This window comes from Pseudogemmatithrix spongiicola, from assembly GCF_030623445.1.
Taxonomy (GTDB): Bacteria; Gemmatimonadota; Gemmatimonadetes; order Gemmatimonadales; family Gemmatimonadaceae; genus Pseudogemmatithrix; species Pseudogemmatithrix spongiicola.
Map to the genome: position 1 here is coordinate 32683 of NZ_CP130613.1, position 13709 is coordinate 46391.

The 13709-nt window shown below is 69.9% G+C and carries 14 protein-coding genes; 4 read left to right on the forward strand and 10 right to left on the reverse strand.

Annotated elements, in window-relative coordinates; genetic code table 11:
* Positions 1-26: 26 nt before the first annotated feature.
* Entirely contained in the window at positions 27-2180 is a 2154-nt protein-coding gene (locus Strain318_RS00175) for a BamA/TamA family outer membrane protein (protein ID WP_367886514.1), read from the forward strand.
* Entirely contained in the window at positions 2144-2740 is a 597-nt protein-coding gene (locus tag Strain318_RS00180; protein ID WP_367886515.1) for a hypothetical protein, read from the forward strand. The genes Strain318_RS00175 and Strain318_RS00180 overlap by 37 nt, the downstream gene beginning before the upstream one ends.
* Here the strand turns inward: Strain318_RS00180 and murB are convergent.
* Complete coding sequence (murB, locus tag Strain318_RS00185; RefSeq protein WP_367886516.1) at positions 2727-3653, reverse strand: UDP-N-acetylmuramate dehydrogenase; 927 nt, start codon at positions 3651-3653, stop codon at positions 2727-2729. The two genes, Strain318_RS00180 and murB, sit on opposite strands and share 14 nt — an antisense overlap.
* A 48-nt stretch (positions 3654-3701) precedes the next feature.
* Between murB and Strain318_RS00190 the strand changes: the two genes are divergently transcribed.
* Together Strain318_RS00190 and Strain318_RS00195 are read left to right on the forward strand one after the other, a co-directional pair.
* Positions 3702-5117, forward strand: coding sequence for a M16 family metallopeptidase (locus Strain318_RS00190; RefSeq protein ID WP_367886517.1), 1416 nt, complete (start codon positions 3702-3704; stop codon positions 5115-5117).
* Entirely contained in the window at positions 5114-6415 is a 1302-nt protein-coding gene (locus tag Strain318_RS00195; protein ID WP_367886518.1) for a M16 family metallopeptidase, read from the forward strand. The genes Strain318_RS00190 and Strain318_RS00195 overlap by 4 nt, the downstream gene beginning before the upstream one ends.
* 42 nt (positions 6416-6457) lie before the next feature.
* Here the strand turns inward: Strain318_RS00195 and hisIE are convergent, their stop codons facing one another.
* From hisIE to hisG, 9 genes are read right to left on the reverse strand one after another with little or no spacing between them, the layout of a single operon-like run.
* On the reverse strand, positions 6458-7057 hold the full coding sequence (hisIE, locus tag Strain318_RS00200) for a bifunctional phosphoribosyl-AMP cyclohydrolase/phosphoribosyl-ATP diphosphatase HisIE (RefSeq protein ID WP_367886519.1): 600 nt from the start codon (positions 7055-7057) through the stop codon (positions 6458-6460).
* On the reverse strand, positions 7050-7811 hold the full coding sequence (locus Strain318_RS00205) for an inositol monophosphatase family protein (protein WP_367886520.1): 762 nt from the start codon (positions 7809-7811) through the stop codon (positions 7050-7052). The genes hisIE and Strain318_RS00205 overlap by 8 nt, the downstream gene beginning before the upstream one ends.
* Positions 7808-8575 carry an imidazole glycerol phosphate synthase subunit HisF gene (hisF, locus tag Strain318_RS00210; RefSeq protein WP_367886521.1) on the reverse strand — a complete coding sequence of 256 codons (768 nt, stop codon included), beginning with the start codon at positions 8573-8575 and terminating at the stop codon, positions 7808-7810. The genes Strain318_RS00205 and hisF overlap by 4 nt, the downstream gene beginning before the upstream one ends.
* Complete coding sequence (locus Strain318_RS00215) at positions 8572-9114, reverse strand: imidazoleglycerol-phosphate dehydratase (RefSeq protein WP_367886522.1); 543 nt, start codon at positions 9112-9114, stop codon at positions 8572-8574. The genes hisF and Strain318_RS00215 overlap by 4 nt, the downstream gene beginning before the upstream one ends.
* The gene (locus Strain318_RS00220; RefSeq protein ID WP_367886523.1) at positions 9111-9824 is read right to left on the reverse strand and encodes a 1-(5-phosphoribosyl)-5-[(5-phosphoribosylamino)methylideneamino]imidazole-4-carboxamide isomerase; all 714 of its coding nucleotides are present in this window, start codon (positions 9822-9824) and stop codon (positions 9111-9113) included. The genes Strain318_RS00215 and Strain318_RS00220 overlap by 4 nt, the downstream gene beginning before the upstream one ends.
* On the reverse strand, positions 9824-10447 hold the full coding sequence (gene hisH / locus Strain318_RS00225) for an imidazole glycerol phosphate synthase subunit HisH (RefSeq protein ID WP_367886524.1): 624 nt from the start codon (positions 10445-10447) through the stop codon (positions 9824-9826). The genes Strain318_RS00220 and hisH overlap by 1 nt, the downstream gene beginning before the upstream one ends.
* Positions 10447-11496: a pyridoxal phosphate-dependent aminotransferase gene (locus tag Strain318_RS00230; protein WP_367886525.1), complete on the reverse strand. Its 1050-nt coding sequence runs from the start codon at positions 11494-11496 to the stop codon at positions 10447-10449. The genes hisH and Strain318_RS00230 overlap by 1 nt, the downstream gene beginning before the upstream one ends.
* On the reverse strand, positions 11493-12800 hold the full coding sequence (hisD, locus tag Strain318_RS00235) for a histidinol dehydrogenase (protein WP_367886526.1): 1308 nt from the start codon (positions 12798-12800) through the stop codon (positions 11493-11495). Before hisD ends, Strain318_RS00230 begins: the two co-directional genes overlap by 4 nt.
* A complete protein-coding gene (gene hisG, locus Strain318_RS00240) occupies positions 12797-13669 on the reverse strand; it encodes an ATP phosphoribosyltransferase (protein ID WP_367886527.1) in 873 nt (290 codons plus the stop codon). Before hisG ends, hisD begins: the two co-directional genes overlap by 4 nt.
* Positions 13670-13709 lie beyond the last annotated feature (40 nt).

The following is a 13709-nucleotide window of genomic DNA, read 5'->3' on the forward strand; positions in this document are numbered from 1 at the left end:
CACAGCCGCCCTTCAGTCCCGACTCGGTGTTCCTCGCTCTCGCGCTCGCCCTCACCCTGCAAGACACGCTGGCTGCAGCGCGCAGCGACACGGCGACCTATCGCACCGAAGCCCTGCGCGCCCTCGTGGCCGAAGCCGCCGAGGTGAACCGACGCGTGCCGGCGGCGCTCGGCGGATATCGCGCCCAGCTCGAATCCGAGATCTCGATCGGCAACCGACGCTCCGAGCGCATGGAGATGTCCGTCCAGCTCGAGCAGATCGCGAGCACGCTGGAGTGGGACCGCACCGGGCGCTACCGCCAGACGGTCATCGGTTACCGCTCGCAGCAACTCGGCACGAGCATCGCCACGCTCGGCTTGTTTCGCTCGGGCTGGGCGGTGCCATCCCTGTACGGCAACCGACTCGCGCTGCTCTTCGGGCGTGACACCGTCGACGCCATGCGGCGCCGACGTCCGACGGACCCGCAGTACGCGGTGCATCCCCTCGCCGACGACCGGGAGTACTACTATCGATTCTCGGGCGGCGACACCGTCTTCACGATGCAGGTGGATGGGCGCGAGATTCCGATCGTGCGCGTCGACGTGCACCTGCGCGACGACGTGCCAGCCCGCAGCGTCGTCTTCGTCGGCGAACTCGACCTCGATGCGACGCGCAAGCAACTCGTGCGGATGCGCGGCTACTTCGCGGTCGTCGGCGGGCCCAAGCCGCGCTTCGACATCCTCCGCGAAGCGCGCCTGCAGGGCATCGCCTTCATCGAGGCGGTGAACGCCGAAGTCGACGGGCAGTTCTGGTTGCCAGGCTACCAGCGCTTCGAGGCGCACGCCACCTCGAACACCGTCGGCGAGAGCCGCGCCATCTTCCGGATCATCACGCGCTATCGTGACCGTGAACTCTATCCGCCGCCACCTGACGTCGCGGTCGGCACGCCCGGGGATACGCTGCGCGTACAGCCGTTTCGGCTCGCGGTCGAGTCCATGGACTCGCTCTCGCGGTATCGTGGCTGGACCAGCGAACTCGGCGCCGCCAACGTCGATGTCTCTGCCGAGGACTTCAACGACGTGGCGCCGGACCAGTGGAACCCACGCGGACGGCCGCGATTCTCCCTCGAGACGGAACGGTTCCTGGACGTCATCCGCACGGACCGCGTGCAGGGTGTGTTCCTCGGCATCGGCGGCGTCTATCGCTTCCGCGACGCTGCGCCTGGCTGGGCGTTGCGCAGCGCTGCCGGATACTCCTTTAATGAAGGGACCGTTCGCGGGCGGGCCATCGTCGAGCACCGGCGCGGTCGCAATCTCTCACAGCTGCGGGCCTCGCGTTCGCTGGACCTCACGAACGACTTCCGGAACCCCTACGACTCGGGCACGACCACCGGCGCGCTCTTCGGTCGCGACGACTACGACTACGTCGACCGACGCAGCGCCACGCTGCTCCTGCAACGATTCCTCGGCAACGATTGGGACGGCTTGGTACGCCTCGAATCAGGGTACGCGCAGGATCGCGACATGCGCGAACGTTGGCTGGAGAGTCCGGTAGGCCTCGGTGGCGCCTTCCGCCGTAACCGACCTGCGCGCTCGGGCGACTATTGGCGGAACGTCATCACATTCGAATGGCGCCCCGATGTCGCGCTGGAGTTCCTGCGGCCGGGTGTCGGGACGAAACTCATCTACGAACGGGGCGACGGGGAGCTCCGATATCAACGAGCCGAAGGTCGGTTCACGGTTCGCGTGAATCGCGGACGGCTGGCCTTGGGCACCCGTCTCGACGTCGGTGCCGTCAGTCCCGATGCGCCTCCGCAGCAATTCTTCGAACTTGGCGCGAACCAGAACCTGCCGGGCTACGACTACAAGCAGTTTGCGGGAGATCAAGCGGCGGTGCTCCGGGGGCAGGTCTACCGTGGCTTCGGCATCCTTGGTGCGCCGGTGCGCATCACGCAGCGGGTCTGGCTGCCGCCGATCGCGCCGGGGCTGGCCCTCAACGTCCAGGCCGGGTACGTGCGGGCGACGACGGCCGCGTCGCGGAACACGGTCATGCAACTCGGATCGACCGAAACGGGCCACGTACGGTCCTCGGCCTCGCTGACGCTGCGCTTCTTCGGACAGGCCGTGGGACTGGGCATCGCCCGCCCGTTGGACTATCCTGCAGGATGGCGATGGGTGCTGGAGCTCGGGCAGCGGTTGTAATCGTCGCCGCGTTCGCGGTCGTGGCCTGTGATGGGCCGCCGGCCGCCGAAGCGGCGCTGACGCCCTTCGAGCGTGTGCTGGCCGACTCGTTGGCCGGCGACTCGGCCGCGCTCGCCACGCTGCCGCCGGCGCTGCACGAGTTGCTGGTCGTGCGCGCAGCGCTGGACGGCGCGTCGAATAGCCGTTGCGACCTCATGCCCTCGCGGCAGCGCCACGAGCTGCGCCGTCGTTTCCGCCTCACGTTCGAGGATTCGTCGCGCGTATTGCTGTACGCGGTCGCCGACGATTCCACGGGCCGTCTGGACCGCGTGGAGTACATCCGGCGCATCCCGACACGCGGTCAGCGCGGCCTCATCTGGGACGGCGAGCGGGACCGCACGACCTCGACCTGGTGGAGCGAAACGCGCTGGGGCCTGTCACGGCGCGTCGAGCGCGGCGACATCCCGCGGGGCGGCCCGCTGCCTCGCGCGCTGCGCGCGCTGGGCCGCCAACTCATGATGTCGCCGTGTGCGGAGCCGGCCGACAGCGCCGAGACCGGGTCGCCGACTACGGCGCCGTGAACTCGCCGATGAAGCCGATCTCGGGCTCCAGCGACTGACCGAAGCGTTCGCGCACCGCAGCCTGCGCGTGCGCGATCACGGCCCGCACGTCGGCCGCCGTCGCACGACCGACGTTCACGACGATGTTGGCGTGCATGAACGAGATCTGGGCATCGCCGATCCGGAAGCCCTTGAGGCCGCACTGATCGATCAGGCGCCCTGCGCCCACGCCTTCGATCTTCTTAAAGATCGATCCGGCGCTCGGATGTACCTCGAGCCACGGATGCCTCGCGCCGCGCCACGCCAGGTTCTCCTGCAGGATGCGCTGCAGGGTATCCTGCTCCCCCGGCGTAAGCTGGAAATCCACGCGCAGCGCGATCTCGCCGCTTCCGTGCAGGCGGCTGGTGTCGTAGCCGAACGCCATCTCGTCGGCGGAGACGACGGTGCGTGCACCGGAGGGTAGCAGCAGCTCCACGTTCGCCACGACCTCGGCGATGAACATCGTGCGCTCGCGCTCGGGTGCGGGTGAGAGGAAGTGCAGGTTCTGCCACACCGCCCCGCCCACCGTACTCGGGATCCCCACGTAGTGCTCGAGGCCCGACCACCCGGCGGCCACAGTCTGCCGAATCAGCTCCGCGACCGTCGCGCCGCTCTCGGCTTGGACGCGCCCGTCGCTGCCGAAGCGGATGGCGTTCGCACGGTTGCGGACGACCAATCCCCGGAAGCCGGCATCGCCGACCAGGATGTTCGCTCCCAGGCCCAGCACGAACACGGGAACGCCAGCCTCGCGTGCCGCCACGATGGCGCTGGCGAGTTCGTCGGCCGTCATGGCATCGTACAGCACGTCCGCGGGACCACCGATGCGGAACGTGGTGTACGGAGCAAGAGGTTCGCGGAGTCGGAGTCGCTCGGCGCCAAGAGCGGGTGCGAGCATGGCCGCGAGCGTTTCCGGCGTCTGGGCCGGCGTAACTGACGAGGACGAATGCATACGATGCGGGAAATCAACCTGCGGCCGCTGCGGCTCGCAATCGCCGCGCTGGCGCTGCTGCTCCTCGCGCCGGCGATGCTCGCCGCGCAGCTGCGTGCCGAACTCGAGCGCACCATCCAGCGCCGGGTCCTCGCGAACGGGCTCGAGGTGATCGTCGTGCCGAGTCGCGGCGTGCCGCTGGCCACGATCGAACTCGTCGTGAAGAACGGCGCCTTCACCCAGCCGCCGGAGTACGCCGGGCTCGCGCATCTCTTCGAGCACATGTTCTTCAAGGCGAACGACACCTATCCGGAGCCCGACGCCTTCCTCGACCGCGCGGCGGATCTGGGCGCGCTGTTTAACGCGACCACCCGCGAAGAGCTGGTCAACTACTACGTGACCGTCGTCTCCGACTCCGTCGAGGGCGGCATGCAGTTCCTCAACGCGGCGCTGCGCGGGGCGCAGTTCCGCGCCGATGAGCTGGCGCGCGAGAAGCAGGTCGTCCTCGGCGAATACGACCGCGCCGAGAGTTCGCCGTTCTTCCGATTGGACGAGTCCATCGGCCGCGTGCTCTGGGGCGACTTCTGGAGCCGCAAGAACACCATCGGCGACCGCGACGTCATCCGGAACGTCACGCCCGAGCAGATGAAGACGATCCGCGATCTCTACTACGTGCCCAACAACTCGGCGCTCATCGTGAGCGGCGACGTAAGCGCGCCCGCGATGTTCGCGCTGGCGGAGCGCGTGTTCGGCAGCTGGCCGCGCGGGGAGGATCCGTTCCGCCGCGCTCCGGTGCCCGCGGTGCCGCCGCTGCGCGAGAACCGCGGCATCATCGTGGAGGAAGACGTCAACGCCGTGACGGTGCAGATTCAGTGGCATGGGCCCAGCGCGTCCAAGGACGAGGCCGCGACCTTCGCGGCGGACGTGTACTCGGACGTGCTCAACCAGCCCACCTCCCGCTTCCAGCAACGCCTGGTCGAGAGCGGACTCTGGCAGGGGGTCGTCGTCAACTACTACACGCTGAACCACGTGGGGCCCATCACCGTCAGCGGCCAGACGTCGCCGGAACGCCTGCGCGAAGCACTCGCGGCGCTGCACGAAGAGCTCCGCGCGACGCTCTCGCCCGGCTACTTCAGCGCCGACGAACTCGAGGACGTGAAGGCGCACCGCGCGGTGACGACGGCGTTCGGCCAGGAGCGCGCGACCGAGAACTCGCACACCATCGGGTTCTGGTGGAGCGTCATCGGACTCGACTACCACTTCCGCTACATCGACGAAATGGCCCGCCAGACCGCGAGCGACCTCCAGCGCTACGCGCGCACGTTCATCGTCGGCAAGCCGCACATCACCGGCGTGATGCTGCCGCGCGGGACCCGTGAACGCCTGAACCTGACCGAGGCCGAGCTGGCGACGCTCGGGAGCGCCCGATGATCCGCACGATCCTCCTGCTGCTGTTCGTCGCCGTCCAGGCGTTGCCGGCACAGACCCTTCCCGACACGGGCACCATCCGCTTCGAGGTCGGCGGCGTCCGCATCATCCATCGCCAGACGGACAACAACCTCTTCTTCGCGAAGCTCTACCTCCTCGGCGGCACGCAGCTTGTCACGGCGGAGACGGCGGGTATCGAGCCCTTCTTGCTCGACGTGAGCGAACGCGGCACGGCGCGCTACCCGGGGGAGCGTCTGCGGCGCGCGCTCGCGCGCACCGGCGGCCAGATGGGCGTCGAGGCGCACCGCGACTGGACGGTCTTCGGCATGGGTACGACCACCGACCGCCTCGACTCCACGTGGGCGATCTACACCGACCGCTTGCTGCGGCCGACGCTTGCCGCCGAGGACGTGGAGTTCGTGCGCGCGACGACGGTCGCCGCGCTCGCCCAGCGGCAGGACTCGCCGGACGCGCTGCTCGACTACCTCGCCGACAGCGTGGCCTTCGCGGGACATTCCTACGGGCTCTCCCCGCGCGGCACGGCGGAATCGGTGGGCCGCATCAGCCGCGAGCAGCTGCAGCGCTTTCACCGCGAACAGCTCCAGCAGTCACGCATGCTGCTCGTCGTCGTGGGCAACGTGCCCCGCGAGAAGCTGCGGCAGATGGTCGCATCGTCGCTCGGGACGCTGCCGCGCGGCGAGTACCGGTGGACGACGCCGGCGGCCGGACAGCAGCGACCGGGATCCAGCGTGCATATCGAACCGCGCCGATTGCCAACCAACTACATCCTTGGGTGGTGGGAGGGCCCGCCGGCCGGTCATCCGGACGTGCCGGCGCTGCGCGTCGCCTCGGCCATCCTCTCGGGCCGTCTCTTCGCCGAAGTGCGGTCGCGCCGCAACCTCACGTATGCCGTCGAGGCGCGCTATCGGGATGAAGCCCTCACGTCGGGCGGCCTCTACGTGACGACCACGCGTCCGGACACGACGCTCGGCATCATGCGCGTCGAGATCCGCAACCTGCAGACCTTCGCGATCCCGACGGAGAACCTGCGGCCGCTCATCCAGCAGTTCCTCACCGAGTACTTCCTCGACAACGAGTCGTCGGGTGAGCAGGCAGACTTCCTCGCGCGCGCCGAGCTGTATCGCGGCGACTTCCGGGCGGCCGAGCGGTTCGTCGCGGACCTACGCGCCGTCACCGGCGAGGACGTGCAGCGCGTCGCCCGCACCTACATGCGCAGCATGCGGTTCGCGTACATCGGCAACCCGACGCAGGTGAATCGCTTCCGCCTCATGGGATTCTGAGGCGGAAGCGGCAGGCACGCGCGGCGCGCGCTCTACAGGCGTTCAGCGCGCGCGCTGCGTGAAGACATCGCGGACACCGTCGAGCGAACCGCCGACCGCACGGAGCGCCACGAGGGCGTGATAGATCAGGTCCGCGGCCTCTTCCGTGGCCCGCGCGACGTCGTTGTCCGCACAGGCGGTCACCAACTCACTGGCTTCTTCGCCGATCTTCTTCAGGCGGAGATTGCGATCTGCCAGCAGCTTCTGCGTGTAGCCCTTGCCGGCAGCCGCGGGTTCCGCGGCGCGCGCCGCGATCGTGGCGTCGAGCGCCGCGAGCGCGTCGCCGCGCGCCGTCTCGCCGAAACAGGTGCGCGTGCCGGTGTGGCACGCGGGTCCGGTGGGCTCGACGCGCGCAAGCACCGCATCGCCGTCGCAGTCGGCGACCAACTCACGCACGTGCAGCACGTTGCCGCTCGTCGCGCCCTTGTGCCACGGTCCGCGCGTCCGGCTGAAGAGATGCAGTTCGCCGCTCGCGAGTGTGCGTTCCAGCGCCTCGCGGTCGGCCCACGCGACCATGAGCACGGCGCCGGAGCGCAGGTCCTGGGCAATCACGTTCACCAAGCCGTTGCCCTTCGTGAAGTCGAGGCGATCCAGGTCAATCATCGAAATAGTCCCGCACGGTGGCCGCGAGGGCCTTGTTGGTGGCAATGGCGGAACCCGCAAAGGCGCTCGGCGTGCCATCGAGGGCGGTGAACACGCCGCCAGCTTCTTCAATGATTGGCTGGAAGCACGCGGCGTCCCAGGGATTCACGATGGGATCGACCATCGCCTCGGCGCGGCCGGTGGCCACCAGCAGGTACCCGTAACAGTCACCCCATGTGCGGGCGATGGCCGCCTCACCGATGAGCGTCCGCCACCCATCGAGCAGGGCGGTGCTGCGGAACGTACGCTCGTCCGTGATGAGTACGGTCGCGCCGGCGAGCGTCGCGCAATCGCTGACCCCGGTCCGCTGACCGTTCCACCAGCAGCCTTCTCCCGGCGCGGCCGCGATGGTCTCGTCCACGGCCGGAAAGCACGCCGCACCGGCCAACACGCGGTCGCCCTCCACCACCGCGACCAGCGATCCCCAGAGCGGCACGCCGCGCACGAAGCTCTTGGTGCCATCGATCGGATCGATGATCCAGCGGCGGCCCGACGTTCCCTCGTGCTCGCCAAGCTCCTCGCCGAGGACGCCATCGTCCGGAAAGCGCTCGGCAATCCACGCGCGTGCGGCGGCTTCCGCTTCGCGGTCGGCAACCGTGACTGGCGATCCGTCGGCCTTCGTCTCGACCGTGAGCACGGACCGATAGTGTCCGAGCGCGACGGCACCGATGTGGCGCGCGAGCGCCTCGGCGGCCTGCAGCAAGTCGCGGCTCATGCGGCCACCTCGCGCACCGGAAGCGCCGCCGCGCGCATCGCATCCTTGAGCGCCGCGACGGTCGTCGTGCCGTCGTGCAGGATACCGGCCACGAGCGCGGCGTCTGCGCCGCCAGCGACGATCGCCTCACGCACATGCGCCGCCGTGCCCGCACCTCCCGACGCGATGACCGGCACCGAGACGGCGTCGGCGACCGCGCGCGTCAACGCGAGATCGTAGCCATCCCGCGCGCCGTCGCGGTCGATGCTCGTGAGCAGGATCTCCCCCGCCCCACGTCGCGCGCACTCCGCCGCCCACTCCACGGCGTCGAGGCCGGTCGGGCGACGCCCACCCGCGACGTACACGCGCCATCCGTCGCCTTCCCGCTTGGCGTCGATGCTGGCGACGATGCACTGCGCGCCGAAGCGCTCCGCGCCTTCCGTGATGAGTTCCGGGCGCCGTACGGCCGCGCTGTTCACGCCGACCTTGTCGGCGCCCGCGCGCAATGCGGCCGACATCGCGTCGACCGAATCGATGCCGCCGCCGATCGTCAGCGGGATGAACAGGCGTTCGGCCGTCCGCCGCGCGAGCTCCAGCGTGGTGCCGCGGGCTTCGTGCGTGGCGGTGATGTCGAGGAAGACGATCTCGTCCGCGCCTTCCGCTTCGTAGCGCGTGGCCAGTTCGACCGGGTCACCAACGTCGCGCAACCCGACGAACTGCGTGCCCTTCACCACGCGCCCGCGGTCCACGTCGAGACACACGATCAACCGTCGCGTCAGCGTCACTCGACCTCCAGCGCGATGGCGCCCTTGGTCGAGAACACCGCGCCGGAGTCCTTGGCGGCATCGCGCAGCGCGAAACCCAGCGCCTTGAACGCCGCCTCGACGATGTGATGCCGGTCCTCGCCGCGCAGCACGCGCAGGTGGAGCGTGAAGCGCGCCGCGTCGCAGAACGAGCGCATCCAGTGGTCGTACAGCGAGCTGGGGATCGGACCTTCATAGTACGGCCGCCCGCCCACATCGAGCACGGCGTGGACCAGCGCCTCGTCCATCGGCACGGTGCGATCGCCGTAGCGCGCCGCCGTCGCGGGCAAGGCTTTCGCGATGGCCGGGCCGACGGTGAGTGCGACGTCCTCGATCAAATGGTGCCGCAGGTCGCCGCGCGCGTGGATGGTGAGGTCGATGCCGCTGTACTTCGCCAGCGCCGTCAGCATGTGATCGAGAAAGGGAATCGACGTATCCACCGTCGCCTTCCCCTCCCCGAGCCGCGCTTCGACGCGGATCTGCGTTTCCTTGGTGCTGCGTTCCACGACCACGGGCTTCATTCGGCGAACTCCTCGGCGACGATGCGCGCATCGAGCGCATCGGTGTACAGCGCCATGCCCAGCACGGCCGCGGCCACCCCGCGGTCTTCCAGGCTGCGCAGGTCCAGCAGCGTGCCCACGCCGCCGGAAGCGATCACCGGCCACGGCGATGCGTCCACGACGTCGGCCATCAAGGCGAGATCCGTGCCCTGCATCTTCCCTTCCTTCTGCACGGCGGTCACGAGCAGACCCGCGAGCGGCAGCGCCTCCAGCTCCCGCACGAGCTCGACGATTTCGCGCGTCGACTCCTTGGCCCATCCCCGCGTGACGACCGTGCGGCCCTTCACGTCCGCGGCGAGCACAAGCCGACCCGGTGCGCGGTCGGCCTGCTCGGCCAACCACTCCGGATCCTCGACGCCGCGCGTCCCGACGACGATGCGGTCCGCGCCTTCGTCGAGGAGTGCATCGATGGCCTCCGCGTCGCGCACGCCCCCGCCGACCTGCACCGGCACGCCCGAGCGCGTGATGAGCTCCCGCAGCAACTCGCGGTTGTCGCCGCGGCCTGTCGCCGCGTCGAGGTCCACCAGGTGCAGGCGCGAGAACCCCGCGGCCACCCAGCGCTGCGCAACGCGCAGCGGGTCGTCGAGGCGCACGGCCTCTTTCGCATAATCTCCGCCGACCAACTGCACGCAGTGGCCGTCGCGAAGGTCGATGGCAGGAATGGCTAGCATTACACAGAACGGAGGGTGGGAACCGCGCGCCGCGCGTCGTCGAGGAACGCCTCGATGAACCGCCGGCCGGGAGTGCTGCTCTTCTCGGGATGGAACTGGACGCCGACGCAGCGCCCATGACGAACGGCTGCGGGGAAGCGATCGCGACCGTGCGTCGACCACGCGATGACGACCGACGGATCGCTCGGCCGGCACGCGAAGCTATTGGCATAGTATGCGACATCGAGCCCGCTGGCGGAGAACATCCCGTCGCGGCGGTCGTCGAGGGCATTCCAGCCGATCTGCGGCAGCCGGTCGGCGTCAATCCGCGTGACGCGTCCCGCGAAGATCCCCAACCCAGCGCCGGGACCTTCATCGCTCCCGTCGAACATCAACTGCATGCCGAGGCAGATGCCCAGCGTGGGCAGGCCGGCGAGGATGGCCGCACGCATCGCATCCCTGCCACCGGCAAGCCGCTCGGCGGCAGGCGCGAAGGCTCCAACGCCCGGCAGGATGAGCACGTCGGCGCCCTCCGCCGCTGCGCCGGGGTCGGTGCTCACCTGCAGGCTGCGCTCCGGACCGTCCAGCGCCTTCAGCAAGGAATGCAGGTTGCCCGCGCCGTAATCGAAGACGTGGATGCGCATCACGCGAAGACCTCGTCGAGCGCCGCAATCACGCGGTCGGTCTCCGCCGTCGGCGCGGCGCCGATGCGCAGCGCATCCCCGATGCCGGGGAGTCCGGAGAACGCGCGGACGCCGATGCCCCGCGAGCGGAAGCGATCGGCCACGTCCTTCGCTGGTCGGTCGAGCGCCGCGAAGACGAAGTTGCCCTCCGAGGCCCACACCGTCACCCCCGGAAGGCGACGCATCGCCGCCGCGAGGCGATCGCGCTCGATGCATGTCTGGCGTGCGACCTCGCGCACCCATTCGCCGTCCTGCGTCAGTGCCGCGGCCGCCGCGAGCTCCGCGGCCGCATTCACTTTGTACGGACCGCGCGCCTTCGTCACCGCCGCCACGAGGGCCGCGCTGCCCACGCCATAGCCGACGCGGAGGCCTGCGAGTCCCCAAGCCTTCGAGAACGTGCGCGTCACGAGCACGTTTTCGCGCTGCGCGGCCTCGCGGCGCAGGTCATGCGCATCAGTGAACTCCCCGTAGGCTTCATCGAGCAGCACGATCCCCGGGGCCTCGTCGAACAGCCGCACGAGCTCGCCGCGCGGCGTCACCGTCCCGGTCGGATTGTTCGGCGAGCAGGCATAGATGATCGCCGCGCGCGTCGCCAGCAGCGCGTCCACGTCCATCGCTCCATCGCGGCGCAGCGGCACGGCGATCGGCGTCACGCGGTTCAGCCGCGCGAACGTCGGGATCATCGAGAACGTCGGATCGGCATGCGCAAGCGTTGCGCCGTCGGTGGCGACCGCACGGATGCATGCGTCCAGCACGTCGTCGCTGCCGCAGCCTGCGACCACCTGATCCGCGGCGATGCCGAGCGGCGCGGCCACCGCCTGCGTCAACGCACCCGCGCTGACCCGCGGATACTCGCGGAGCAGCTCGGTCGTCGCCGCCTGCACGGCGCGCAGCGCCGAGGGCGGCGTGCCCCAGAGGTTCACGTTGTCCCGCAGGTCGAGTGACACGTCATCGAGCGGGGACGGCGCGTAGAGCGGAATGCCGCCGAGGTCAGGGCGCAGCGGCATCATGCCCCACCCCACTGCCGCGCAGCCGCGGCGTGCGCCGGCAGGCCTTCGGCGCGCGCGAACGTGTCGACGTCGTCGGCCAATCGGCGCGCCGCCTCGCGATCGATGCGCTGCCACGTGGTCCAGCGGACGAAGTCCAGCGTCGAGAGGCCGGACCAGATGCGCGCCAACCCCCCAGTCGGTAACACGTGATTCGCGCCGCTCATGTAGTCGCCGAACGCCACGCTCGCCGTCTCACCGATGAAGACCGTGCCGGCGCCGCGCAGCTCGGCCAGCACCCTGCCCTCCACGGCCGGCGCGACCGCCAGCAGCAGGTGCTCGGCAGCCCACGCGTTGGCGAACTCCACGGCATCGACGAGCGACTCCACCGTGAGGATCCCACCCCGCGCCGCGAACGCTGCGCGAATCACGTCCGCGCGCGGCTCGGCATCGACGCGCGATTCAAGCTCGCGCCGGACCTCGGTGGCCAGCGCGTCGCTATCCGTGACCAAGACCACGGCGGCGACGGGATCGTGCTCCGCCTGCGCGAGCATCTCGCGCGCCACGACGGCGGGTGTCGCACTCGCGTCGGCGAGCACCAGCAGCTCACTCGGGCCCGCCGGTGAGTCGATGCCGACGCGGCCGGACACCTGCAACTTCGCTTCGGCGACGTAGGCGTTTCCGGGGCCGACGATGCGATCCACGGCGGGAATGCTCGCCGTGCCGTAGGCCATCGCCGCAACGGCACCGGCGCCGCCCACGGCGAACACGCGATCGACGCCGGCGATCGCCGCCGCCGCGAGCAGGACGGCACTCGGCGCGCCCCTCGCGTCGGGAGGCGAACACACGATCACTTCGCGCACGCCGGCGACGCGCGCAGGCACGGCCCCCATGAGCAGCGAGCTCGGGTACGTCGCGCGCCCCCCCGGTGCGTAGACGCCAACGCGCGCGAGTGGGTCGGGACGACGCCCGATGATCGCGCCGTCTGGCGTCGCCACTTCCCGCGGCTCGGGGCGGAAAGCCTCGTGCACGCGCCGGATGTTGGCTGCGGCGCGCTCGAGCGCACGACGCAACGTCGCATCCAGGGATGTGAGCGCGGCCTCCCACGCGTCACGCGGTACCTCAAGGCGGTCCAGCGTCGCGCCGTCAAACTCGCGCGCGTACGCCAGCAGCGCCGCGTCGCCCTCGGCACGCACGCGCGCGAGAACGGTGCGCGTGCGCTCACGGACGGCGTCGTCGGTCGTGGTATTGCGGTCGAAGAGGGCGCGCCGCGCCGTCGCGTCGAGCGAGGTGAGCGGACCCACGGCCGCGAAGCGAAGCGCGCTCACGCCAGCAACCTCTCGATGCGTGTGACGAGAATGCCCTCGGCGCCGATCGCCTTGAGGGCGTTGATGGTGCGGTAGATGCCCGACGCCGGGCACACCGCGTGCACGGCGACCTTGCTCCCGCCGTTCATCACGTCGATCACCGTCGGGCCGGAGATGCCCGGGAGGATCTGCTTGACTTCGTCGAGCCTGGTGCGCGGGACGTTGGCCATCAGGTAGCGCTGGCCACGCGCCGCCAACACCGACCCCAGGGCATCCACGAGTTCGCGCAACGTGCGATCGCGTTCGCCGACCGGGGCGCGGCCACTCGCAGGACCGGCGACCACGAGGTGCGCGGTGGACTCGAGTACGTTGCCGATCTCCCGCAGCCCGTTCACCCGCAGCGTCGAACCGGTCGAGGTAAGGTCGACGATCACGTCGGCGATGCCGAGGTGCGGCGCGATCTCGACGGCGCCGGAGACTGGCACCAACTCGACGCGCTTGCCGGCTGCGGCGAAGAAGCGCTGGGTGAGTTGCGGGAAAACGGTCGCGATGCGCGTGCCGTCGGGAATCTCGGCGATGCTGCGCACGCTGCCGTCATCCTTGGCGGCGACCACGAGGCGGCAGCGGCCGAACCCGAGGTCGAGTCGCGATTCGAGCGGCCGGCCGGACTCGCTGACGAGGTCCCAGCCGGTGATGCCGGCATCGGCCGCGCCGTCCGCGACGAACTCCGGGATGTCCTGGGCGCGCACGAAGATCGCCTCGAATTCGCCCCCGAGGGATGCGACGAGTGCGCGCTCCGAGGAGGCGCGGACCTCAAGTCCGGCGTCAGCGAGCAAGGATCGGGCGTCGTCGTGCAGACGGCCCTTGTTGGGAATGGCGAGGCGGAGCATGGAAGCGGGGAGCGGAGGAAAGGCGAAAAAACAAAACGAC

What these genes read in the sequence shown, in the direction of transcription:
- Strain318_RS00180 (WP_367886515.1), top strand. Translation starts at nt 2,144, where the DNA reads ATGGCGATGGGTGCTGGAGCTCGGGCAGCGGTTGTAATCGTCGCCGCG.
- murB (WP_367886516.1), bottom strand. Translation starts at nt 3,653, where the DNA reads ATGCTCGCACCCGCTCTTGGCGCCGAGCGACTCCGACTCCGCGAACCT.
- Strain318_RS00190 (WP_367886517.1), top strand. Translation starts at nt 3,702, where the DNA reads ATGCATACGATGCGGGAAATCAACCTGCGGCCGCTGCGGCTCGCAATC.
- Strain318_RS00195 (WP_367886518.1), top strand. Translation starts at nt 5,114, where the DNA reads ATGATCCGCACGATCCTCCTGCTGCTGTTCGTCGCCGTCCAGGCGTTG.
- hisIE (WP_367886519.1), bottom strand. Translation starts at nt 7,057, where the DNA reads ATGATTGACCTGGATCGCCTCGACTTCACGAAGGGCAACGGCTTGGTG.
- Strain318_RS00205 (WP_367886520.1), bottom strand. Translation starts at nt 7,811, where the DNA reads ATGAGCCGCGACTTGCTGCAGGCCGCCGAGGCGCTCGCGCGCCACATC.
- Strain318_RS00215 (WP_367886522.1), bottom strand. Translation starts at nt 9,114, where the DNA reads ATGAAGCCCGTGGTCGTGGAACGCAGCACCAAGGAAACGCAGATCCGC.
- Strain318_RS00220 (WP_367886523.1), bottom strand. Translation starts at nt 9,824, where the DNA reads ATGCTAGCCATTCCTGCCATCGACCTTCGCGACGGCCACTGCGTGCAG.
- hisH (WP_367886524.1), bottom strand. Translation starts at nt 10,447, where the DNA reads ATGCGCATCCACGTCTTCGATTACGGCGCGGGCAACCTGCATTCCTTG.
- Strain318_RS00230 (WP_367886525.1), bottom strand. Translation starts at nt 11,496, where the DNA reads ATGATGCCGCTGCGCCCTGACCTCGGCGGCATTCCGCTCTACGCGCCG.
- hisG (WP_367886527.1), bottom strand. Translation starts at nt 13,669, where the DNA reads ATGCTCCGCCTCGCCATTCCCAACAAGGGCCGTCTGCACGACGACGCC.